Source organism: Streptomyces sp. NPDC046308 (assembly GCF_055588065.1).
Map to the genome: position 1 here is coordinate 1185487 of NZ_JBVJFB010000002.1, position 22094 is coordinate 1207580.

Genomic DNA, 22094 nt, shown 5'->3' on the forward strand with positions numbered 1-22094 from the left:
CGTCGAACAGCACCCGGGCTGACATGCTCCGGTCGCCGTCGGGCGGCGCGTCCGTGAGCGTACGTGCCACGTCCCGCACCGGTCCGGTCCGATGACTGAAACGGTGTGCGGCGCTTCTTTGCCGTCTGGGACGATTGCTCACATGACCTCTGCAACGCCTTCCTCCGAGCGCCGGGTGTCCGCCCGTATCGGCGCCATTTCCGAGTCCGCCACCCTCGCCGTCGACGCCAAGGCCAAGGCCCTCAAGGCCGCCGGGCGCCCGGTGATCGGCTTCGGTGCGGGCGAGCCCGACTTCCCGACCCCGGACTACATCGTCGAGGCGGCGGTCGAGGCCTGCCGCAACCCGAAGTACCACCGCTACACGCCGGCCGGGGGCCTGCCCGAGCTGAAGGCCGCGATCGCCGCGAAGACGCTGCGCGACTCCGGCTACGAGGTCGACGCGTCGCAGGTCCTGGTGACCAACGGCGGCAAGCAGGCGATCTACGAGGCCTTCGCCGCCATCCTGGACCCGGGCGACGAGGTCATCGTCCCGGCTCCGTACTGGACCACCTACCCGGAGTCCATCCGTCTCGCCGGCGGTGTCCCGGTCGAGGTCGTCGCCGACGAGACCACCGGCTACCGCGTCTCCGTCGAGCAGCTCGAAGCCGCCCGCACCGAGCGCACCAAGGTCGTCCTCTTCGTCTCCCCGTCCAACCCGACCGGCTCGGTCTACAGCGAGGCCGACGCCCGCGCGATCGGCGAGTGGGCCGCCGAGCACGGCCTGTGGGTGCTCACGGACGAGATCTACGAGCACCTCGTCTACGGCGAGGCGAAGTTCACCTCGCTGCCAGTCCTGGTCCCGGCCCTGCGCGACAAGTGCATCATCGTGAACGGCGTCGCCAAGACGTACGCGATGACCGGCTGGCGCGTGGGCTGGGTCATCGCCCCGCAGGACGTCATCAAGGCGGCGACCAACCTGCAGTCGCACGCCACCTCCAACGTCTCCAACGTGGCCCAGGTCGCCGCGCTGGCCGCCGTCTCCGGCAACCTCGACGCGGTCGCGGAGATGCGCAAGGCCTTCGACCGCCGCCGCCAGACGATGGTGAAGATGCTCAACGAGATCGACGGCGTGTTCTGCCCGACCCCCGAGGGCGCGTTCTACGCGTACCCGTCGGTCAAGGAGCTCATCGGCAAGGAGATCCGCGGCAAGCGCCCGCAGAGCTCCGTCGAGCTCGCCGCCCTGATCCTGGACGAGGTGGAGGTCGCGGTCGTCCCCGGCGAGGCCTTCGGCACCCCGGGCTACCTGCGCCTGTCCTACGCCCTGGGCGACGAGGACCTGGTCGAGGGCGTCTCCCGCATCCAGAAGCTCCTGGCCGAGGCCAAGGCCTAGGCGAAGTCCCGAGCGGCGCCACCCCGAACAGGGGCGGCGCCGCTCAGCCATATCCACCACCATTCCAGCCCCGCCGCACCATCCAGCCCCGCCGCACCATCCAGCCCCGCCGGCGTTTGAGGCGCGGGGTCCGGGGCGGAGCCCCGATCTTTGAGCCCCGCCGGCGTTTGAGGCGCGGGTCCGGGCAGCGCCCGGCACCCCACCCCCGCCCCGCTCTCGCGTTCGGGCAAGCCCCCAAAAGGTAAAACCCCCTCCCGCCAAGCGCAGCGGTACGGCAGGATCAACAAATGGAGCACGCACGCGATCTCACGCTTCTGCCGAAAGCCCACCTCCACCTGCACTTCACCGGGTCGATGCGACCATCGACCCTCCTGGAGCTCGCCGACAAGTACGGCGTGCGTCTCCCGGACGCCCTCACCGCCGGCGAGCCCCCGAAGCTCCGCGCCACCGACGAGCGCGGCTGGTTCCGCTTCCAGCGGCTCTACGACGCCGCCCGCTCCTGCCTCCGCGAGCCCGACGACATCCGCCGCCTCGTGCGCGAGGCCGCGGAGGAGGACGTACGGGACGGCAGCGGCTGGCTGGAGATCCAGGTGGATCCCACCTCTTACGCCCCCCTGCTCGGCGGCATGATCCCGGCTGTCGAGATCATCCTCGACGCCGTCGACGCGGCCTCCCGCGATACCGGCCTCGGCATGCGGGTCCTCATCGCCGCGAACCGCATGAAGCACCCCCTGGACGCCCGCACCCTGGCCCGCCTCGCCGTCCGCTACGCCGACCGCGGCGTCGTCGGCTTCGGGCTCTCCAACGACGAGCGCCGCGGCATGGCCCGTGACTTCGACCGGGCCTTCGCCATCGCCCGCGAGGGTGGCCTCCTCGCCGCCCCGCACGGCGGTGAGCTCACCGGCCCGTCCTCGGTCCGCGACTGCCTCGACGATCTGCACGCCGCCCGCATCGGGCACGGCGTACGGGCGGCGGAGGATCCCCGGCTGCTGAAGCGGCTCGCCGACCGCCAGATCACCTGCGAGGTCTGCCCGGCCTCCAACGTCGCCCTCGGGGTGTACGAACGGCCCGAGGACGTCCCGCTGCGCACCCTCTTCGAGGCCGGGGTGCCGATGGCGCTGGGCGCGGACGACCCGCTGCTGTTCGGGTCCCGGCTCGCGGCCCAGTACGAGATCGCCCGCCGCCACCACGGCTTCACGGACCCGGAGCTCGCCGAGCTGGCCCGCCAGTCGGTCCGCGGCTCGGCCGCGCCCGCCGACGTACAGGAGAAGCTGCTGGCCGGGATCGACCACTGGCTCACCGGGTGAGCCGCAGGTCCCCCTCGTAGCAGTCGGCCCGCACCCGGTGCCCGTCCTGGAAGCCGATCTCCAGGTGGGTGCGGCCCTGCTCGGGCAGCGCGAACTCGGCGACCGACGCGACGGTCTCGCCGAGGTGACGCAGGAAGGGGTGGTCGCCGAGGTCCTCACCGACCTCGATACGGCCCCACTCCCCCATGTCGTACGGCTCGTGCGGCTGGGCGGACTCGACGATGAGGCACTGGTCGGACCCGGTGGTGATCCGGATCGTGTCGCCGACGCTGTCGATCAGCCAGACGTCGAGGGGCGCCTCGGAGCGTTCGCCGTCGCTGATGTGCCAGGACGCGACGACTCTGCTGAGCGTGCGCCCCACGAGACGGGTGGGGTCCGTACCGGCCCCGTGCAGGGGACAGAGCATGGGCGGCCGGGACTCCTCAGATGCTGACGCCGACCGTCACCGGCTCGTTGACCAGGGTGACGCCGAAGGCCGCGTGGACGCCCGCGACGACCTCGCGGGCCAGGGCGAGGAGGTCCTCGGTGGTGGCCTGGCCGCGGTTGGTCAGGGCGAGGGTGTGCTTGGTGGAGATGCGCGCGGGGCCGGTGCCGTAGCCCTTGGTGAAGCCGGCCTTGTCGATCAGCCAGGCGGCGCTGGTCTTCGTACGGCCGTCGCCGGCGGGGTAGGCGGGCGGGGCCGTGTCGGGGCCGAGGCGGTCCTGGACGCGGGCGAGGAAGGCGGCGTACGCCTCGTCGGTCAGGATCGGGTTGTGGAAGAAGGAGCCGGCCGACCAGGTGTCGTGGTCGGCGGGGTCGAGGACCATGCCCTTCCCGGCACGCAGCCGCAGCACGGTCTCGCGCGCGGTGGCGGCCGGGACCCGCTCGCCCGCCTCGACTCCGAGGGCGCGGGCGGTCTCGGGGTACTTGATCGGCGCGGACAGACCGCCCGCGTCCTCCAGTGCGAAGCGCACGCGCAGGACGACGTAGCGCTCGGGCTGGTCCTTGAAGGTGCTGTTGCGGTACCGGAAGGCGCACTCGGCGGCGGTCAGCGTGACCGTCTCGCCGGTGGTGCGGTCGTAGGCGACGACCTCGGTGATCGTGTCGCAGACCTCCTGGCCGTACGCCCCGACGTTCTGGATGGGCGTGGCACCGGCCGAGCCGGGGATCCCGGCGAGGCACTCGATGCCGGCGAGGCCGGCCTCGACGGTGCGGGCGACGGCGTCGCTCCAGTTCTCGCCGGCCGCGAGCTCCAGGGTGGTGCCGTCCAGGACGAAGCCGGTGGTCGCGATGCGCAGGGCGGTGCCGTCGAAGCCCTTGTCACCGATGACCAGGTTGCTGCCGCCACCGATGATCAGGAGCGGGGTGCCGCTCTCGTCCGCGGCGCGCACGGCGGCGACAACCTCGGCGTCGGTGGTCGCGGTGACCAGACGGGCAGCGGGACCACCGAGACGGAAGGTGGTCAGCGGGGCGAGGGGGGCGTCGTGGAGTTCCTGCACGTGGACAAGAGTACGGTCCGTGCCCCTCGCATCCCTGCGGGGCCACGGACCGTGACTCACGAGGCGGCCTTCTGTTCGGCCAGCCGGCGCTCGGCCTCCTCCCAGCCGATGGGCAGCTCGTCGGCGCGCACCGTCCAGAAGGTGAAGGCCGATTCCTTCATGAACGCGGCGGCCGCGCGGGAGCTGGACCGGTGCGGCTCACTGCCCGCGAACCGGTAGAGCGCGTCCCGGTCCTCCCAGGCGGAGAGGGTCAGGAAGGTGCGCCGCAGGACCCGGGCCCGCAGGGCGACCCCGTGGGCGCCGGAAGCCTTGCGGATCTGCAGGACGATGCCGGGGGCCTTGAGGAAGAACCTGACGGCACCGACGAGGCCGGCGGTCTCGAAGCGGGAGGCCATGACGTAGACCTCGGCGTCGGGGGCCGCCTGGACGGGCGTGGACCAGGGAATGTCGGGCATGGCGGGCAGTCCTCCACGATGAGTCGTACGGATCTTCGTGTGCGGGCGGCGCTGCGGTTCTCCCGGCCTCCTCCCGCGCGGGCCCCGCCCGGCGAGCGGGGTCGGGCGCGGTCAGCCGGCCGCGGGCACCTTTTCGAGGGGTGCGACCGCGTCGGCGGCGGCGGGGACCGCGGAGGGCTTCGGCCGGCGCGGCAGGAGCAGGGCGAAGGCGGCGGCCAGGGCGACGGCGCCGGCGCCGATCCACAGGGCGGGGACGGTGCCGTCGGTGAAGGCCTGCGGGGACTCGTAGCCGCCCTGGGCGGAGAAGACCGAGGCCAGGACGGCGACGCCGAGGGCTCCGCCGACCTCGCGCAGGGCGTTGTTGGTGCCGGAGGCCCTGCCCTGGTCGGCGGGGGCCACGGTGGACATCAGGACGTTGGCGGCGGGGGCGAAGTAGAGGGCCATGCCGATCCCGCTGAGGATCAGCGGCGGCAGCTGGGCGGCGTACGAGACGTCCGTGCTCAGGACCGCCGCGAACCAGCCGAGGCCGAGGGCCTGGAAGGCGAGCCCGGCGGCGACGACGGGGCGGCCGCCGATGCGGTCGGAGAGGACGCCGGCCAGCGGGGCGACGATCATCGGCATGCCGGTCCAGGGGAGCATGCGCAGGCCGGCCTCGGTGGGCGAGTAGCCGGCGACGCCCTGGAGGAACTGGCTGAGCAGGAAGATCGAGCCGAACATGCCGAGGAACATCAGCAGGCTGGCGATGTTGATCCCGAGGAAGCCGCGGTTCTGGAAGAGCCGCATGGGGAGCATGGGGTTGGCGTTGTTGAAGCCGTGGTGGATGAAACCGCCGACGAGCGCGGCGCCGACGATCAGGCCGGTGAGGACGGGGGCGCTGGTCCAGCCTTCGGAGTTGGCGTTGACCAGGGCGTAGACGATGCCGAAGAGGCCACCGCTGATGAGCAGGGTGCCGGGGATGTCGAGCCGGGCGCCGGGGGCGGTGGACTCGGCGAGCCGCAGGCGGGCGAGCGGTATCAGCGCCAGCCCGATCGGGACGTTCAGCCAGAAGATCCACTGCCAGGAGATGTGCTCGGTGAGGCTGCCGCCGATCAGGGGACCGCTGGCGACGGCGAGGCCGGTGACGGCTCCGTAGATCCCGAGGGCCATGCCGCGCCGGGCGGCCGGTACGGCGGCGGTGAGCAGCGTGAGGGTGAGCGGCATCATGACCGCGGCGCCGACGCCCTGGACGGCGCGGGCGGCGATGAGCGCGTCGATGCCGGGCGAGAGCGCGGCCGCGGCGGAGGCCCCGGTGAACACCGCGAGGCCGGCGATGAACAGCCGGCGGCGGCCGAACCGGTCCCCCAGCGCGGCGCCGAACATCAGGAGGACGGCGAAGGTGAGCGTGTACGCGTTCACCGTCCACTCCAGGTCCTCCAGCCGGCCGCCGAGGTCCGCGCGGATGGCGGGGAGGGCGGTGGTGACGACCAGGTTGTCGAGCGCGGCCATGAAGCTGGCCGTGCCGGTGAGGATGAGGGCCCAGATGGCGGGCCCCCGGAGCTTGGTGTCCGTGTCCTGCGTGTTCACGCTTCCCCCTGCGAGTTGTTAGTTATTGCTGACTAACTTTCGTGCCCGAAAAAACGCGCGCGAGCGAATCTCGCGCGCCGTCACTTCTCCAGGCGCCCCTTGGCGCGGGCCGACGGATAGAGACCCTCCCAGACCCGGTGCTCGGGCGGGAACCCCATGGCGGCGAGGGTGTTGATCAACATCCCGTACGCCATGAAGGTCGTGGTCTCCCCCACGTCCCCGCCGAAGGGCACGTGGACCGTGTCCCACAGCTCCATCCACCCCTTGCGCACGAGCTCACCGAGCTCGTGATCCCCGGCCGCCTCGGCGGCGGCGACGGTGACGTACATCTGGAGCTGCATCTGGAGCTTGTCCGGATCCTCGGCGATCAGCCGGGTGTAGGCGTTCGCCATGGCATGGGTGGCCTCCTCGCCGTGCAACCCTTCGGCAGCCTCGGCGAAGACCGCCCGCGTGTCCCTCATGCAGCGCTCGGCCGCGGCGAGGAAGATGGCGGGCTTGTTCGGGAAGAGCCGGAAGAGGTACGGCTGCGAGACACCCACCCGCTTGGCGATCGCCTCGGTGGAGGTCCCGTAGTAACCCCCGCGCGCGAACTCGTGCATCGCCGCACGAACAACGCTCTCCCGCCGCTCATCTGCACTCATCCTTGCCATGCCTCGAAGTTAGTGCTCAATCACTAACTAAGTCAAGAGGACCGCGGCGAGCCCCAAGCCCCAGGAGCCACCGAGAAGACCAGCGCGCCCAAGACGCCCGGCAGACGCTGAACCGAGCCACGCACCCACCAACCACTGGCGGCCCATCCCCAGCCCAAGACGGCCGGCAGACGCTGAACCGACGGGAGCGCGTAGCGATCGATTGCGCAACGGAACCCTCACCCGGAAGGTGCCGACACGCCCGCCCCTGCTCCGGACGCCCGGCCCGTTCCTCTGGGGGTTTCCCGGCTGTCGTTGTGTTTCCGTGGCGGGTCGGTCGGTCAAGGGTGGCCGCAGGCCATCGCGAAGCGACGCGACGAAGGAGCGCCCTTGAGGGACCGACCCGCCACGGAAGGACGATGGGACCGACGGGAAACCCCACCGACCCCACCGACCCCACCGACCCCACCGACCCAGCCCACCCCGCCTCCACCCCGCCCACCCACACGGCCTCAGGCAACCACCTCAGGCCAGTTCGACCACCGCGCGGGACATGCCCAGGACCTTCTGCCCGGCGCTCATGGCCGTCAGGTCCACGCGGACGCGGTTGTCGTCCAGCTTCGCGGCCACCTTGCCGGTCACCTCGATCAGGCCGCCCTGCTCGTCGTTCGGGACCACGACGGGCTTCGTGAAGCGCACGCCGTACTCGACCACCGCACCCGGGTCGCCGACCCAGTCGGTGACCACGCGGATCGCCTCGGCCATGGTGAACATGCCGTGCGCGATCACGTCCGGCAGTCCGACCTCCTTGGCGAACTTCTCGTTCCAGTGGATCGGGTTGAAGTCGCCCGAGGCACCGGCGTACTGGACGAGCGTGGCGCGCGTCACGGGGAAGGACGCCGCCGGCAGCTCGGTGCCGACCTCGACGTCGGCGTACTGGATCTGCGATGCCATGTCAGGCCTCCTCGGGGCCGCGGGAGACGAGCTTCGTCCACGCCGTCACCACGTGCTCGCCGGTCTCGTCGTGAACCTCACCGCGGATGTCGATGATGTCGTTGCCCGCCATGGACCTCACGGCCTCGATGGTGGAGGTCACGGAGAGCCGGTCCCCCGCGCGCACCGGGCGGGAGTACGCGAACTTCTGGTCGCCGTGCACGACTCGGCTGTAGTCCAGCCCCAGCTGCGGGTCCTCGATGACCTGGCTCGCCGCCTTGAAGGTGATGGCGAACACAAAAGTCGGCGGCGCGATCACATCGGAGTAGCCGTACGACTTGGCGGCTTCGGCGTCGGTGTAGACGGGATTGGCGTCACCCACAGCGACCGCGAATTCGCGGATCTTCTCCCGGCCGACCTCGTACGGATCGGTGGGCGGGTAGCTCCGCCCCACGAAGGACTGGTCGAGAGCCATGCTCACTACCTCCTGTTGAAGGGACACGAAAGACACGAGAACAAGAAGAAAGACAAAGGCGGGCACGGAAACGACACAAGGCCGCCCCCAATGAAGGGGACGACCTCATGACGGTGCCTGTTATTCGAGACTTCGCTGGGGTCAGCGGGTCTCGCGGTGCGCGGTGTGCGAGTTGCAGCGCGGGCAGTGCTTCTTCATCTCAAGACGGTCCGGGTTGTTACGCCGGTTCTTCTTGGTGATGTAGTTCCGCTCCTTGCACTCCACGCAGGCCAGCGTGATCTTCGGGCGGACGTCGGTGGCAGCCACGTGAGTGCTCCTTGACGGAAATTGGGACGGATGAACGCATACAAGAGTAGCCGACCGGGAGACCGACCCCGCAATCGGCTACTGTGTGTAGCGGCGACCGGACTTGAACCGGTGACACAGCGATTATGAGCCGCTTGCTCTACCGACTGAGCTACGCCGCTTTGATGTGATCAGCTCCCCACCCGAGGGTGGGGGGCCTCTCTCACCAGAGCCCCAATGCGGAATCGAACCGCAGACCTTCTCCTTACCATGGAGACGCTCTACCGACTGAGCTATTGGGGCGAGCGATGAAGACATTACACGGTTGCCTGCCGATCGCCCAAATCCTTTGCGGGGACCGGGCTCCGTGGGGGTCGCGCGACCCTTCCCGATCAACCCACCGACCACTCCCACCCCACTTTTCGACCGGAATGTGTGCCGGCTCACACTCACACGGGCACGTCACGGTCACCACGCGCACACCGCACGGGCCCTCCACGCACACCGCACGGGCACCGCACGCACAGGGTCCGGCCGACGAGGGGCACCCGGTCCGGCTGACGAGGGCACTCGCAAGGACGACACCCCTGACCGATCGGGACAACCGATCGGGACGCACAAACCGGGGGGGGGCACCACACCGGTACGACTATTGCGCTCTTCCCTGAAGCGGGGTGCGCCGCGCCCTAGGCTCTGAGCACGCTGCGTGATCTTGGGCCGTGGGCCGCGGCCGGGGCCCAGGAACCGCCCGAGCCACCGCAGGAGCGCGATGTCCGACAGCCAGCCGCAGCAGCCGTTCCAGGCCCCCCGTCATGGCAACGGCAACGCGGCCGCAGCCGAGGCCACCACCCTGCTGCTCGCCGGAGCCCGCCTCACCGACGGCCGGACCGTCGACGTCCGCCTCAGCGGCGGCCGGATCCAGGCCGTCGGCACCGCGGGCAGCCTCCCCTCCCCCGCGCTCTCCCGGGTCGACCTGAGCGGCTACCTGCTGCTCCCCGCCCCCGCCGAGCCCCACGCCCACGGGGACACCGCACTGACCGCCGACGGCGAGGGCCCGGTCTCGTACACCCCCGACGAGGTCCAGCGGCGGGCCACCGAGGCGGCCCTGCTCCAACTCGGCCACGGCGCCACCGCCGTGCGCTCCCACGTGCGGATCGGCGACGTGCACGGCCTCGGCCCCATGGAGGCCGTGCTCCAGGCCCGCCGCTCCCTGCGCGGGCTCACCGACCTCACCACCGTGGCCGTACCGCGGCTGCTGACCGGCATGGCCGGCGCGGACGGGCTCGCCATGCTGCGGGACGCGGTCAAGATGGGCGCCTCCGTGATCGGCGGCTGCCCGGACCTGGACCCGGACCCGACGGGCTTCCTCGAAGCCGTCCTGGAGCTCGCCGCCGAGCACGGCTGCCCCGTGGACCTGCACACGGACGGTGACGATCCCGGCCGCCTCTCCCGGCTCGCCGCGATGGCGGGCGGGCTGCGCCCCGGGGTGACCATCGGGCCGTGCGGGGGGCTGTCCCGGCTCCCGCTGGACGCGGCGGCCCGCGCCGCCGACCAACTGGCGGCGGCCGGCGTACGGGTGACCTGCCTGCCCCAGGGCGACTGCGCGGCCCTGGAACGCCGCGGCCTGCGCACCGCGCCCGTGCGGCTGCTGCGGACCGCCGGCGTGCGCGTCGCGGCCGGCAGCGGGGCGCTCAGGGACGCCGGGAACCCCGTCGGCCGCGGCGACCCGCTGGAGGCCGCGTACCTGCTGGCCTCCCAGGGCGGGTTGCGGGCGGGCGAGGCCTACGACTCGGTGAGCGCCTGTGCCCGCGAGGCCATGGGCCTGCCGGAGGTGCGGGTGGAGGCCGGCTTCCCGGCGGAGCTGCTCGCCGTGCGAGGGGACCGGATCGCGGGCGTGCTGTCCCTCGCCTACAGCCGGATCGTGATCCACCGCGGGCGGGTGGTAGCCCGTACGAGTGCCGTCCGGGAGTACTGCGACTCCGCGGTCGCCGTGGCCCTCGACCTGCCCCGGCAGGGCCGTACGGAGCCCGGTCCCTGAAGTTCGCCGTGCGTTCGCGGGCGTGGGCGTCCGGCTCGTCGTACGGTCGGGTCATGCGCATCGTCATCGCGGGTGGACACGGTCAGATCGCGCTGCGGCTGGAGCGCCTGCTCGCCGCGCGCGGGTACGAGGTCGCGGGCATCATCCGCGATCCGGCACAGGGCGACGACCTCAGGGAGGCGGGCGCGGAGCCGGTGCTCTGCGACCTGGAGTCGGCCTCGGTGGAGCACGTGGCGGGGATCCTGCACGGCGCGGACGTGGCCGTGTTCGCCGCCGGCGCGGGGCCCGGCAGCGGCATCCTGCGCAAGGACACCGTGGACCGGGGCGCGGCGGTGCTGTTCTCCGATGCGGCCGAACGGGCCCGCGTGCGCCGCTTCCTGATGGTGTCGTCGATGGGCGCGGACGCGCACCACGAGGGTGACGAGGTCTTCGACGCCTATCTGCGGGCCAAGGGCGAGGCGGACGACCACGTGCGGACCCGGCTGGGCCTGGAGTGGACGATCCTGCGCCCCGGCTCGCTGATCGACGACGCCGGGACGGGGCTGGTCCGGCTGGAGGCGCACACGGGCCGTGGGTCCGTCCCGCGCGACGACGTGGCGGCGGTGCTGGCCGAGCTGATCGAGACCCCGGCGACGGCCGGCCTGACGCTGGAACTGGTCTCCGGTTCGACCCCGGTCCAGGTGGCCGTCAAGGCCGTGGCGGGCAACTGACGGCTCGCGTACGGCCACCCGGACGGGGGGTCAGGCGGCGCCTCAGAAGCCGGCGTTGACCTTGTCGTCGGACCGCCCGACCGAATCCTGCTGGTATCGGTCCTCGTAGGCCTGCCGGATCCGCTCGATGCGCGTACTGCGCTCGTCGGCCTCCTTCTCGGGGTACAGCAGGACCACTTCGTACGAGGTCTCGCGGACGACCTTGCCGTCCTTGCCGCGCCATTGGCCGTACCCGTCGTGGAGGGTCAGCCCCTCGGGGAAGGCGGGGGTGATCTCCTGGTCCAGGAACCGCATGAACTCCCGCTCCCCGATGGGCCCGCGGCCGTCGGGGCGTTCGGAGCCGAAGTACAGCCGGGTCTCCTGGTACGGCTCCCCCACGTCCGTGTGCAGGGCCGCTCCCATCAGAGCCGGGATCCCCGCGCCGAGCAGGGCGACGAGCACCCCGCCGCCCACCTTCCCCCGTGTGTCAGATGTCCATTTCACCCCCGGTGAACGAACAGGAGACCGTGACGATGCGGGCGGGCCGGCGTCGATGCCTGCACCCGCCTCCGGAACCGACGCGGGCGCGGCCTCGGTGCGCAGCGCCGGGGCGAACGAGCGACCGCCATTCGAATGCAATCTCAGAGCGTCCGAACCACGGTGCGGGAGATCACCCGGCGCGAGCGATACCACTCGTACGTCTTGCCGGGCTCCAGGATCAAGTTTCTCCTCCTCTCCACGTGCAGGGAGAGGAGCAGGAGGGCTGCCCGGCTTGTAACCGAGAGGAAGGGCATCGATGAAGAATCGTCTCGTACTCGCTGGATGTGCCGTGGTGGCGAGCGTGGGCATGTGCATGGCGGCTTCGCCGGCCATGGCGCAGGCGCCGACCAAGGCGACCATCGCCTGTGGCGATGTGGCCGCGCTGATCACCGCCGTGGAGCAGGCGAATACGAACGGCGGCACGATCAACCTCGCCAAGGATTGTGCCTACCGCTTCGACATCGACTACGGCACCAGCTCGGGCAACGCCCTGCCGGCCATCACCGGGAACGTCGCGATCGTCGGCCACAACTCGACCCTGATCCGCTCCGTCAGCGGCGGCAGCCCGCTCTTCCGCCTGCTCTCGGTGGAGGAGGGCGGCACCCTCACCCTCAAGGGCATCACCGTGACCGGCGGCCGCACCGACGGGAACGGCGCCGGCATCGCCAACGCGGGCACCCTGCGCCTGGAGGACAGCAAGGTCGCCGGCAACCAGGCCGGCGGGGTCGGCGGAGGCATCTCCAACGAGGGCGGCGACGTCACCCTCGTCGACACCGAGATCCTGACCAACGTGGCGACGTCCGCCACGGACGACGCGGGTGACGGCGGCGGCCTCAGCAACAGCGAGACCGGCACCCTCACGCTCCTCAAGAGCACCGTCGCGGGCAACACCGCGGACGAGGACGGCGGCGGCATCCAGAACGAGGGCACGCTGACCGTCGAGCACGGCCTCCTCACGAACAACGAGGCCCGCGACGGCAACGGCGGCGCCATCAACAACCTCGGCTCCGCGAAGATCAAGCACACCAAGCTCATCGAGAACTGGGCCGGTCTCAACGGTGGGGCCGTCAACAACGCCGAGGGCGGGACCCTGGAGATCCAGCAGTCCACCCTCGCCAACAACAAGGCGGGCAACGACGGCGGCGCCATCAACAACGCGGGCACCGCGACGCTGCGGAAGACGAAGGTCGAGTCGAACTCGGCCGGGCACGACGGCGGCGGCATCAACAACGCGGAGGAGGCGGGCGGCGACGTCACCCGGCTGACCCTGGAGCACTCGACGGTGGCGGAGAACCGCGCCGCCGGCGTCGGCGGCGGCATCAACAACCAGGCCGGCGCGGTCGTCACCCTGAAGGAGAGCAAGATCATCAAGAACCTGCCCGCGAACTGCGCCGGCACGGTCGCAGGCTGCTCCTGAACCCGGCCACGGCGCTGAGGCCGGCCCGCCCGTAGCCCCGCGCTCCCGGCGTTAACGAGGAAGCCCCTCTGGTCTGCGTTTCCGCAGATCAGAGGGGCTTCTTTCGCGTGGCGGCGCCAGGGTTCGAACCTGGGTAGGCTGAGCCGGCAGATTTACAGTCTGCTCCCTTTGGCCACTCGGGCACACCGCCAAGAGTTGCTGCCATTTTTTCCGCCTTGCGGCGGCGCTCCCTGGCAACGACGTAAACGATACCTGATGACCGGGGGTGCTTCGCCACCGGATTGATCAGCGATGCGGGTGGGTGCGGTGGCTAGGCTTTGCCGAGCGGGCCGGGGATGTCCGGCCGCGCCCTCCGGGGTGATCAAACCGACTTCAAGGAGCCACAGCACATGGCCGACTCCAGTTTCGACATCGTCTCGAAGGTCGAGCGGCAGGAGGTCGACAACGCCCTCAACCAGGCCGCCAAGGAGCTCTCGCAGCGCTACGACTTCAAGGGCACCGGCGCCACGATCGCCTGGTCCGGCGAGAAGATCCTGATGGAGGCGAACTCCGAGGAGCGCGTGAAGGCCGTCCTCGACGTCTTCGAGACCAAGCTGGTCAAGCGCGGGATCTCGCTCAAGGCGCTGGACGCCGGCGAGCCCCAGCTGTCCGGCAAGGAGTACAAGATCTTCGCCACGATCGAGGAAGGCATCTCCCAGGAGAACGCCAAGAAGGTCGCGAAGATCATCCGGGACGAGGGTCCCAAGGGCGTCAAGGCCCAGGTCCAGGGCGAGGAGCTGCGCGTCAGCTCCAAGAGCCGTGACGACCTGCAGGAGGTCCAGGCGCTGCTCAAGGGCAAGGACCTGGACTTCGCGATCCAGTTCGTGAACTACCGCTGACCCAGGTCCCAGACCTGCCACCACGCCGGCCCGGCGGTCCTCACCGACCGCCGGGCCGCGGCGCGTGCGGGGGTGCGGAGGTGTGTGCGCGGCGTGTGCGGCGCACGCGCCACCGCGGCCTCCCGTGGGCACTTGGGCGGCGGTGGCTGCGCCTACCAGGCTGAGGGGATCTCATCACCTCGCGGCAGGGGGTTCTCGCATGTCTGGGGCCGGCACGTTTCGCGAAGACTTCGGCGCTTCCGTCGTCGTCGCGCTGGTCGCGTTGCCGCTGTGCGTGGGGGTGGCGGTCGCCTCCGGGGTGCCGGCCGAGCTGGGGATCGTCACCGGGGTGATCGGCGGCCTGGTCACGGGGTGGTTCCGCGGGAGCTCGCTCCAGGTCAGCGGGCCGGCGGCCGGGCTCACCGTGCTCGTCTACGAGGCGGTGCAGACCCACGGGCTGCCCGCGCTCGGGGTGCTGGTGCTGGCTGCGGGGGTGGCGCAGCTGGGCATGGGGGTACTGCGGCTCGGGCGGTGGTTCCGGGCGATCTCGGTGGCGGTCGTCCACGGGATGCTGGCGGGGATCGGGCTGGTCCTGATCTCCGGGCAGTTGTACGCCCTGGGCAGCGTGGAGGCGCCGGGACACACGCTGGCGAAGCTGGCCGGGGTGCACGAGCTCGGGGCGCAGGCCGACTGGGCCGCCGTACTGCTCGGGGTCGGGACGATCGCCGTCATGGTCGCCTGGCGCCGGATGCCCGCCCGGCTGCGGCTCCTGCCCGGGGCGCTGGTCGGGGTGGCCGTCGCCACCGCCGCGGCCGCCCTGCTGCGGCTGCCCGTGGAGAAGGTGCGGGTGACGGGGGTGCTCGCGGCCGTGTCCCCGCCCGCCTGGTCCGATGTCCATGCGCTGGCCTCCTTCGGGGCGGCCGGGACCGTGATCGCTCTGGCGCTGATCGCTTCCGCAGAGACGCTGTTCAGCGCCGCCGCCGTGGACCGCATGCACGACGGGCCGAGGACGGAGTACGACCGGGAGCTCATCGCCCAGGGCGTCGGGAACAGCGTGTGCGGGCTGCTCGGGGCGCTGCCGATGACCGCCGTGATCGTGCGCAGCGCCGCCAATGTGGAGGCCGGCGCGCGCACGCGGGCCGCCAGGGTGATGCACGGCGGCTGGCTGCTGCTCTTCGCCGTGGCGTTCCCGCAGGTGCTGGAGATCGTGCCGCTCGCCGCGCTGGCCGGGGTGCTGCTGCACGCGGGGTGGAAGCTGCTGCCGGCCAAAGCGGTGGCAGCGCTGTGGCGTACGCATCGGGGCGAGGCGGTGGTGCTGCTGGCCACGGCCTCCGCGATCGTGGTCACCAACCTCTTCGAGGGGGTGCTGGTCGGGCTGGGGCTGGCCGTCGCCAAGGTGGCCTGGGAGACCTCCCACGTGCACATCGAGGAGGTGTGGGAGGACGAGGCGCTCCGCGTGCGGATCGTGGGGAACGCCAGCTTCCTGCGGCTGCCCAAACTGCTCGACGCACTGGACGCGTTGCCGCACGGGCAGCCGGTGCGGCTCGACCTGAGCGGGCTGCGCCACCTCGACCACGCCTGTCTGACCGCCCTGGAGGGCTGGGAGCGGAGGCGGACGCCGCTCCCCGGCCGGGAGGGCGTCATCTAGCCGGGTTACCCTCCGCCCGTGGAACAGCTGAAGCGCACCCTGGGCGTCTTCGACGCCGTCGTCGTCGGGCTCGGCGCGATGGTCGGCGCCGGCATTTTCGCGGCCCTCGCCCCCGCGGCGGGGGCAGCGGGCGGTGCGCTGCTCGCCGCGCTCGCCCTGGCGGCCCTCGTGGCCTACTGCAACGCGCACTCCTCGGCGCGGCTCGCCGCCCGCTACCCGGCTTCGGGCGGCACGTACGTCTACGGGCGCGAGCGGCTCGGGCCCTTCTGGGGCCATCTGGCCGGCTGGGGGTTCGTGGTCGGGAAGACCGCGTCCTGCGCGGCGATGGCCCTCACCGTGGGGGCTTACGTCTGGCCAGGGCGGCAGCACGCCGTGGCCGTCGCGGCGGTGGTGGCGCTGACCGCCGCGAGCTACGGCGGTGTGCAGAAGTCCGCCCGGATCGCCCGGCTGATCGTGGCGGCGGTACTGGCCGTGCTGGCCGGGGTGGTCGTGGTCTGCCTGACCTCGGGTGCGGCCGGGGCGGGGCGGCTGAGCGGCTCCGACTGGGACGCCGCCGGGCTGTTGCAGGGGGCCGGTCTGCTGTTCTTCGCCTTCGCGGGCTATGCCCGGATCACCACCCTGGGCGAGGAGGTGCGCGACCCGGAACGGACGATCCCCCGGGCGGTGCCGCTGGCGCTGGGGATCGCGCTGCTGGTGTACGCCGCGGTGGCGGTGGCGGCGCTGTCGGTGCTCGGTGCGGACGGGCTGGCGCGGTCGGCGGCCCCGCTCGCCGACGCGGTCCGGGCGGCCGGGCGGCCGGAACTGGCGCCGGTCGTCCGGGTGGGTGCGGCTCTGGCCGCGCTGGGCTCGCTGCTGGCCCTCGTGCTCGGGGTTTCGCGGACCGCGCTGGCGATGGCCCGGGACGGTCATCTCCCGCGCGCGCTGGCCGCCGTACATCCCCGGCATCAGGTGCCGCACCATGCGGAGCTGGCAGTGGGTGCGGTGGTGGCGGTGCTCGCGGCCACCACCGATCTGCGGGGCGCGATCGGCTTTTCCTCTTTCGGGGTGCTCGTCTACTACGCGATCGCGAACGCCTCCGCTTGGACTCTCGATTCAGGTGTCAAGGGGCGGGCCGTGGCAGCGGTCGGGCTGTCCGGCTGTGTGGTGTTGGCGTGTGCGCTGCCCCTCGCGTCGGCGGTCGCGGGAGCGGCGGTGCTGGCGCTGGGCGCGTTGACCTACGGGGTGCGGAGTCGCTTCAGATCCTCGATCTGAACTCGGTCCAGGGCTCCAGCTCCAGGTCGCACTCCTCCCCCAGGCCGGACTCCTCGCAGAACCAGGCGGTGCCGTCGAGCCAGCCGCGCAGCCAGCCGGCCAGGCTCGGGGTGTCGACGGACCAGGCGAGGTCCGGCTCTCCCAGGCTGGGGTCGAACAGCAGCACTTGGGCGGTCTCGGAGCGGCAGTCCACGCAGGCGTACATGGTGCAGCCGAAGTCGGCTATCGGCAGCACGCCCTCGGGCCAGCGCCAGCCGGACGCGCGGTGCGCCTCGTAGCTCCTGACGGTCTGGCTCAGCGACAGCAGTCCGCACTCGGGGCCGAATCCGCCGTCGCCGACACGGGTGTACAGCGCGGTGAGCAGCGGTGGCAGGGTGAAGCCGAGTATCCCCTCGGCCCGGGCGATCTCCCCGCTGCCCAACGGCGCGGGCAGAGGCCTTCCGTGCTCGTGCGCGGAGTGGTGCGCACGGTCGGTCACTTGCTCCAGCAACTGCTCGATTTCGTTCATGCGTTCATGGTGACGCACCCCACCGACAGCCCGCCCGCCCTGTGGATAACCCGGTCAGCGGGAGGCGAACGGGGCGTCCGTCGGGACGATTTCGCGGCCCAGGGGGAGCAGGGAGAGCGGGACCATCTTGAAGTTGGCGATGCCGAAGGGGATGCCGATGATCGTGACGCAGAGGGCGATGCCCGTGGCGATGTGGCTCAGGGCCAGCCACCAGCCGGCCAGGACCAGCCACAGGACGTTGCCGATGCAGGAGCCGGCGCCGGAGTCGTGGCGCTCGACGGTGGTGTAGCCGAAGGGCCAGAGGGCGTAGACGGCGATGCGGAAGGCGGCGATGCCGAAGGGGATGCCGATGATGGTGATGCAGAGCAGCACGCCTGCGAGGAGGTACCCCAGGAACAGCCAGACGCCGCTCAGGATGAGCCAGATGACGTTCAGGATTGTCTTCATTGGCGGCGGCCTGCCATCTGTTCGAGCCGGGCGATGCGCTCGGCCATCGGAGGGTGGGTGGAGAACATCTTAGAAAGGCCCTCACCCGGGCGGAACGGGTTGGCGATCATCATGTGGCTCGCCGTCTCCAGCCGGGGCTCCGCCGGCAGCGGGAGTTGCTTGGTGCCCGCGTCCAGTTTGCGCAGGGCGCTGGCCAGGGCGAGCGGGTCCCCTGTGAGCTGGGCGCCCGAGGCGTCGGCCTCGTACTCCCGCGAGCGGCTGATGGCCAGCTGGATCACGGAGGCGGCCAGGGGGCCCAGGATCATGATCAGCAGCATGCCGAGGAGGCCGGGGCCCTCGTCGTCGTTCGACCGACCGACCGGGATCAGCCAGGCGAAGTTCACCAGGAACATGATCACCGAGGCGAGGGCGCCGGCGACCGACGAGATCAGGATGTCGCGGTTGTAGACGTGGCTGAGCTCGTGGCCGATGACCCCGCGCAGCTCGCGTTCATCGAGGATGCGCAGGATGCCCTCGGTGCAGCAGACCGCGGCGTTGCGCGGGTTGCGGCCGGTGGCGAAGGCGTTGGGGGCCTCGGTGGGCGAGATGTAGAGGCGTGGCATGGGCTGGCGCGCGGACGTGGAGAGCTCGCGCACCATGCGGTAGAGCTGGGGCGCTTCGAATTCGCTGACGGGGCGGGCGCGCATCGCGCGTAGAGCCAGCTTGTCGCTGTTCCAGTACGCGTAGGCGTTCGTCCCCAGGGCGATGACGACGGCGACGATCAAGCCGGTCCGTCCGAAGAAGCTTCCGATGAGGATGATGAGTGCGGACAGCCCGCCGAGGAGTACGGCGGTCTTGAGCCCGTTGTGCCGGCGGTGCACGGTACGCCCTCCAAGTGGTGCGGCAGGGGGAGCCCCGTCATGGGTCTGAGGGTCTACGGTCCAGTGGACCCTCCCTTCCTGGTGAACGCGAGGTGAGGGCGTCTGGTTCCCAGGGCGTACGGGGGCGGCCACCCGCCGCCGCCCCTGCCCGGGGGCCGGCGGGGCCACGGCGGGCCTTGCTCCGTACGGGTGAGGGGCGGGTCGGCGGCGTACGGCTACTGCGCGAAGAGGCTGCCCGTCGCGACGCGCAGGACCAGCTGCGGGGCGCCCGAGAGCACGACGGCGGTGATCGCGGTGACGATGATGGCCGCCGCCACCGGCCAGGGGGCCTTCGTACGGGTCCGCGCGCCCTCGGCGGCCTCGGCGCCCTCCGGCCCGCGGAAGAGCAGCGCGGTCCACCGCAGGTAGTAGTAGAGCGCGATGACGACGTTGACGGCCATGACCACGGCGAGCCAGCCCAGACCCGCGTCGACCGCGGACCGGAAGACGGTGACCTTGGCGAAGAGCCCGATGATGCCCGGTGGCAGGCCCGCCAGGCAGAGCAGGAAGAAGGCCAGCGACAGTGCGGCCAGCGGGCGCTCGGCGTACAGGCCCCGGTAGTCGCTGATCCGGTGGAGCGGCTTCGTACGGGCGACGAGGGCGGCCACGGCGAAGGCGCCGAGGTTCACGGCGGCGTACATGAGGGCGTAGGCGATGGTGGAGCCGATCTGGTCGCGGCCGGAGTACGCGGCCGCGGCGATCGGGACCAGCAGGTAGCCGGCCTGGCCGACCGAGGACCAGGCGAGCAGCCGGACGGCGCTGTTCGGGCGGTCGGCGGACTGCCGCAGCGCGCCGACGTTGCCCACGGTCATGGTGAGCGCGGCGAGGACGGCGAGGGCCGGGCCCCAGATGTCGGAGTACGCCGGGAAGGCGATCACGGTCACGAGGACGAGGCCGGTGAAGCCGACGGCCTTGCCGATCACCGAGAGGTAGCCGGCGATGGGCAGGGGCGCGCCGACGTAGGTGTCGGGCACCCAGAAGTGGAAGGGGACGGCCGCGGTCTTGAAGGCGAAGCCGACGAGGGTGAGCGCGACGCCGGCCATGGCGAGGGTGTCGAGCTGCCCGGGGACGTCTTCGAGGCGGTCGGCGACCTGGGTGAGGTGCAGGGAGCCGGTGGCGGCGTAGACGAAGCTGACGCCCATCAGCGACACGGCGGTCGCGGTGACGGAGGAGAGGAAGAACTTGAGGGCGGCCTCGGAGGAGAGCCTGTCGCCGCGGCGCATGCCGACGAGGGCGAAGGCGGGCAGCGAGGCGACTTCCAGGGCGACGATCAGGGTGGCGAGGTCGCGGGAGGCCGGCAGCAGGGCCGCGCCGGCCGCGGAGGAGAGCAGCAGGAACCAGTACTCGCCGGCGGGCATCCGGGTGTCGCGGACGGCGGTGACCGACAGCAGCGCCGTGACCAGGGCTCCGACCAGCACCAGGAACTGGATGACGAGCGTGAAGTGGTCGGCGACGTAGCTGCAGGCCCCGGGGTCGCCGGTGAGGCAGAAGGTGGTGCGGTCGCCGGCGCGGAGCGGCAGCAGGGTGGCGGTCGCGGCGGCGAGGCCGGCGACCGAGATCCAGCCGAGGACCGGCTTGCTGCGCTCGGGCACGAAGAGGTCGGCGACGAGGACGAGCAGGCCGACGGCGGCGGTGATCACCACGGGTGCGATGGCGAGCCAGTCGACGGACTGGACCAGGCTGGGGGTCTCGGCGGCGAGGACCGTCAGGGCCGTCATGAGTTGCCTCCTGCGAGGAGCTTCTGGACGGCCGGGTCGGTGAGGCCGAGGAGGACCGCGGGCCACAGGCCGGCGAGGACGGTGAGGGCGACGAGGGGGGTCCAGGCGGCGAACTCGTAGTGCCGGATGTCCGCGACGGCGAGCTCGGGGCCGGCCTTGGGGTCTCCCATGCAGACGCGTCGTACGACGATCAGCAGGTAGGCGGCGGTGAGCAGGGTGCCGAACGCCCCGATGGCCATGTAGGTGAGGAAGGCGGGGCGGGAGAGGCCCTCGGCGGGGTCGAAGGCGCCGAAGAGGGCCAGCATCTCGCCCCAGAAGCCGGCCAGGCCCGGCAGGCCGAGGGAGGCGACGGCGGCGAAGGCGAGGAAGGCGCCCATGCGGGGGGCGCGGCCGTAGAGGGCCGCGCCGGTGGCCCCGGCGAGGGTGTCGAGGTCGGCGGTGCCGTAGCGGTCCTTCAGGGCGCCGACCAGGAAGAAGAGGAGGCCGGTGATGAGGCCGTGGGCGATGTTCGCGAAGAGGGCGCCGTTGACTCCGGTGGGGGTCATGGACGCGATGCCGAGGAGGACGAAGCCCATGTGGCCGACGGAGGAGTACGCGATGAGGCGCTTGAGGTCGCCCTTGTTGCCCTTGCGGGCCAGCGCGAGGCAGGCGAGCGATCCGTAGACGATGCCGACGGCGGCGAAGGCGCCCAGGTAGGGGGCGAAGGTGGCCATGCCGTCGGGGGTGACGGGGAGCAGGATGCGGACGAACCCGTACGTGCCCATCTTGAGCAGGACGCCGGCCAGCAGGACGGATCCGACGGTGGGGGCGGCGGTGTGCGCGTCCGGGAGCCAGCTGTGCAGCGGCCACATCGGGGTCTTCACGGCGAGGCCGATGCCGATGGCGAGGACGGCCAGCAGCTGGGTGGTGTGGGTGAGTTCGCGGCCGTTGTCAGTGGCCAGTGTCACCATGTCGAATGTGCCGCTCTTCAGTCCGATCAGCAGCAGACCGAGCAGCATGACCACGGAGCCGAGGAGGGTGTAGAGGATGAACTTCCAGGCGGCGGCCTGCCGCTGAGCACCGCCCCAGCGGGCGATGAGGAAGTACATCGGGATGAGGACCATCTCGAAGGCGAGGAAGAAGAGCAGCAGGTCGAGGACGGCGAAGGTCGCGAGGGTGCCGGACTCGAGGACGAGGAGCAGCGCGACGAAGGCCTTCGGGGAGGGGCCTGCGGGGAGCTTGAAGTAGCTGTAGAGCGCGCAGAGGAAGAAGAGCAGCGCGGTCATCAGGAGGAGGGGGAGCGAAATGCCGTCGACACCGAGGTGGATCCGGACGTCGAGCGCCGGGATCCAGCTGATGTCCGTCGTCGCCTGGAAGCGGGACGGGGCGTCGTGGTCGAAGCCCAGGGCGAGGGCGATCGCCGCGGCGAGGATCACTGCGGTCACGGTCACGCCGTGGCGGAGCACGGCCTGTTCGGGGTTGCGGCCCTTGAGGCCGGGCGGGGCCGGCAGGAGCGCGGCGACGGCGCCGAGGAGCGGTGCGGCCACGAGGAACGCCAGAAGGAACTGCATCACGGACGGGCTGATATCAATCACGGCTGACTCACGGC

The 22094-nt window shown here is 71.5% G+C and carries 22 protein-coding genes and 3 tRNA genes; 8 read left to right on the top strand and 17 right to left on the bottom strand.

The features are described 5' to 3' along the window. Positions 1-142: 142 nt before the first annotated feature. Together ACZ6JT_RS12840 and ACZ6JT_RS12845 are read left to right on the top strand one after the other, a co-directional pair. Positions 143-1369 carry a pyridoxal phosphate-dependent aminotransferase gene (locus ACZ6JT_RS12840; RefSeq protein ID WP_383514196.1) on the top strand — a complete coding sequence of 409 codons (1227 nt, stop codon included), beginning with the start codon at positions 143-145 and terminating at the stop codon, positions 1367-1369. A 287-nt stretch (positions 1370-1656) separates the two neighbouring features. After that, complete coding sequence (locus ACZ6JT_RS12845) at positions 1657-2676, top strand: adenosine deaminase (RefSeq protein ID WP_469209395.1); 1020 nt, start codon at positions 1657-1659, stop codon at positions 2674-2676. On the opposite strand, the gene ACZ6JT_RS12850 is transcribed toward ACZ6JT_RS12845, so the two are convergent. From ACZ6JT_RS12850 to ACZ6JT_RS12895, 10 genes are all read right to left on the bottom strand, one after another. Continuing rightward, positions 2666-3082, bottom strand: a complete 417-nt coding sequence (locus ACZ6JT_RS12850) for a hypothetical protein (RefSeq protein ID WP_365485207.1) — start codon at positions 3080-3082, stop codon at positions 2666-2668. The genes ACZ6JT_RS12845 and ACZ6JT_RS12850 overlap by 11 nt on opposite strands. Positions 3083-3098: 16 nt before the next feature. Next, the gene (locus ACZ6JT_RS12855; protein WP_469209396.1) at positions 3099-4214 is read right to left on the bottom strand and encodes a UDP-N-acetylmuramate dehydrogenase; all 1116 of its coding nucleotides are present in this window, start codon (positions 4212-4214) and stop codon (positions 3099-3101) included. Next, positions 4211-4609, bottom strand: coding sequence for a DUF3291 domain-containing protein (locus ACZ6JT_RS12860; protein ID WP_469209397.1), 399 nt, complete (start codon positions 4607-4609; stop codon positions 4211-4213). The genes ACZ6JT_RS12855 and ACZ6JT_RS12860 overlap by 4 nt, the downstream gene beginning before the upstream one ends. Before the next feature lie 111 nt (positions 4610-4720). Beyond that, positions 4721-6172 (bottom strand): DHA2 family efflux MFS transporter permease subunit, encoded by a 1452-nt coding sequence (locus ACZ6JT_RS12865; RefSeq protein ID WP_469209398.1) that lies wholly within the window; start codon positions 6170-6172, stop codon positions 4721-4723. 80 nt (positions 6173-6252) lie between these two features. Beyond that, positions 6253-6822: a TetR/AcrR family transcriptional regulator gene (locus tag ACZ6JT_RS12870; RefSeq protein ID WP_469209399.1), complete on the bottom strand. Its 570-nt coding sequence runs from the start codon at positions 6820-6822 to the stop codon at positions 6253-6255. Between the two features lie 504 nt (positions 6823-7326). Next, complete coding sequence (locus ACZ6JT_RS12875; RefSeq protein ID WP_365482461.1) at positions 7327-7755, bottom strand: MaoC family dehydratase; 429 nt, start codon at positions 7753-7755, stop codon at positions 7327-7329. Position 7756: 1 nt separating this feature from the next. Continuing rightward, positions 7757-8209 (bottom strand): MaoC family dehydratase N-terminal domain-containing protein, encoded by a 453-nt coding sequence (locus ACZ6JT_RS12880; RefSeq protein ID WP_365482459.1) that lies wholly within the window; start codon positions 8207-8209, stop codon positions 7757-7759. A gap of 141 nt (positions 8210-8350) precedes the next feature. Next, positions 8351-8515, bottom strand: a complete 165-nt coding sequence (gene rpmG, locus ACZ6JT_RS12885; protein WP_003956487.1) for a 50S ribosomal protein L33 — start codon at positions 8513-8515, stop codon at positions 8351-8353. Between the two features lie 88 nt (positions 8516-8603). Next, a tRNA-Met gene (locus tag ACZ6JT_RS12890) sits at positions 8604-8676 on the bottom strand. Between the two features lie 48 nt (positions 8677-8724). After that, a tRNA-Thr gene (locus ACZ6JT_RS12895) sits at positions 8725-8797 on the bottom strand. A 466-nt stretch (positions 8798-9263) separates the two neighbouring features. On the opposite strand from ACZ6JT_RS12895, the gene ACZ6JT_RS12900 reads away from it, so the two are divergent. Continuing rightward, positions 9264-10532, top strand: coding sequence for an amidohydrolase family protein (locus tag ACZ6JT_RS12900; RefSeq protein ID WP_469209400.1), 1269 nt, complete (start codon positions 9264-9266; stop codon positions 10530-10532). Positions 10533-10585: 53 nt separating this feature from the next. Continuing rightward, complete coding sequence (locus ACZ6JT_RS12905) at positions 10586-11242, top strand: SDR family oxidoreductase (protein WP_469209401.1); 657 nt, start codon at positions 10586-10588, stop codon at positions 11240-11242. 42 nt (positions 11243-11284) lie between these two features. Here ACZ6JT_RS12905 and ACZ6JT_RS12910 read toward each other — a convergent pair whose 3' ends face one another. Continuing rightward, a complete protein-coding gene (locus ACZ6JT_RS12910) occupies positions 11285-11683 on the bottom strand; it encodes a DUF3574 domain-containing protein (RefSeq protein WP_469209402.1) in 399 nt (132 codons plus the stop codon). Between the two features lie 334 nt (positions 11684-12017). On the opposite strand from ACZ6JT_RS12910, the gene ACZ6JT_RS12915 reads away from it, so the two are divergent. Then, a complete protein-coding gene (locus ACZ6JT_RS12915; protein WP_469209403.1) occupies positions 12018-13178 on the top strand; it encodes a hypothetical protein in 1161 nt (386 codons plus the stop codon). Positions 13179-13286: 108 nt separating this feature from the next. Here ACZ6JT_RS12915 and ACZ6JT_RS12920 read toward each other — a convergent pair. Beyond that, a tRNA-Tyr gene (locus ACZ6JT_RS12920) sits at positions 13287-13368 on the bottom strand. 199 nt (positions 13369-13567) lie between these two features. Between ACZ6JT_RS12920 and ACZ6JT_RS12925 the strand changes: the two genes are divergently transcribed. From ACZ6JT_RS12925 to ACZ6JT_RS12935, 3 genes are all read left to right on the top strand, one after another. After that, positions 13568-14056 carry a YajQ family cyclic di-GMP-binding protein gene (locus ACZ6JT_RS12925; RefSeq protein ID WP_030009008.1) on the top strand — a complete coding sequence of 163 codons (489 nt, stop codon included), beginning with the start codon at positions 13568-13570 and terminating at the stop codon, positions 14054-14056. Positions 14057-14255: 199 nt separating this feature from the next. Beyond that, positions 14256-15683, top strand: a complete 1428-nt coding sequence (locus ACZ6JT_RS12930) for a SulP family inorganic anion transporter (protein ID WP_469209404.1) — start codon at positions 14256-14258, stop codon at positions 15681-15683. 18 nt (positions 15684-15701) lie between these two features. Beyond that, complete coding sequence (locus ACZ6JT_RS12935; protein ID WP_469209405.1) at positions 15702-16934, top strand: APC family permease; 1233 nt, start codon at positions 15702-15704, stop codon at positions 16932-16934. Here ACZ6JT_RS12935 and ACZ6JT_RS12940 read toward each other — a convergent pair. From ACZ6JT_RS12940 to ACZ6JT_RS12960, 5 genes are all read right to left on the bottom strand, one after another. Then, positions 16918-17442, bottom strand: coding sequence for an SMI1/KNR4 family protein (locus tag ACZ6JT_RS12940; RefSeq protein WP_469209406.1), 525 nt, complete (start codon positions 17440-17442; stop codon positions 16918-16920). The two genes, ACZ6JT_RS12935 and ACZ6JT_RS12940, sit on opposite strands and share 17 nt — an antisense overlap. Before the next feature lie 54 nt (positions 17443-17496). Continuing rightward, positions 17497-17889, bottom strand: a complete 393-nt coding sequence (locus tag ACZ6JT_RS12945) for a YccF domain-containing protein (protein ID WP_469209407.1) — start codon at positions 17887-17889, stop codon at positions 17497-17499. Beyond that, the gene (gene htpX, locus ACZ6JT_RS12950) at positions 17886-18749 is read right to left on the bottom strand and encodes a zinc metalloprotease HtpX (protein ID WP_469209408.1); all 864 of its coding nucleotides are present in this window, start codon (positions 18747-18749) and stop codon (positions 17886-17888) included. Before htpX ends, ACZ6JT_RS12945 begins: the two co-directional genes overlap by 4 nt. A gap of 215 nt (positions 18750-18964) precedes the next feature. Continuing rightward, positions 18965-20506, bottom strand: a complete 1542-nt coding sequence (locus ACZ6JT_RS12955) for an NADH-quinone oxidoreductase subunit N (protein ID WP_469209409.1) — start codon at positions 20504-20506, stop codon at positions 18965-18967. Further along, complete coding sequence (locus tag ACZ6JT_RS12960) at positions 20503-22056, bottom strand: NADH-quinone oxidoreductase subunit M (protein ID WP_469209658.1); 1554 nt, start codon at positions 22054-22056, stop codon at positions 20503-20505. Before ACZ6JT_RS12960 ends, ACZ6JT_RS12955 begins: the two co-directional genes overlap by 4 nt. Positions 22057-22094 lie beyond the last annotated feature (38 nt).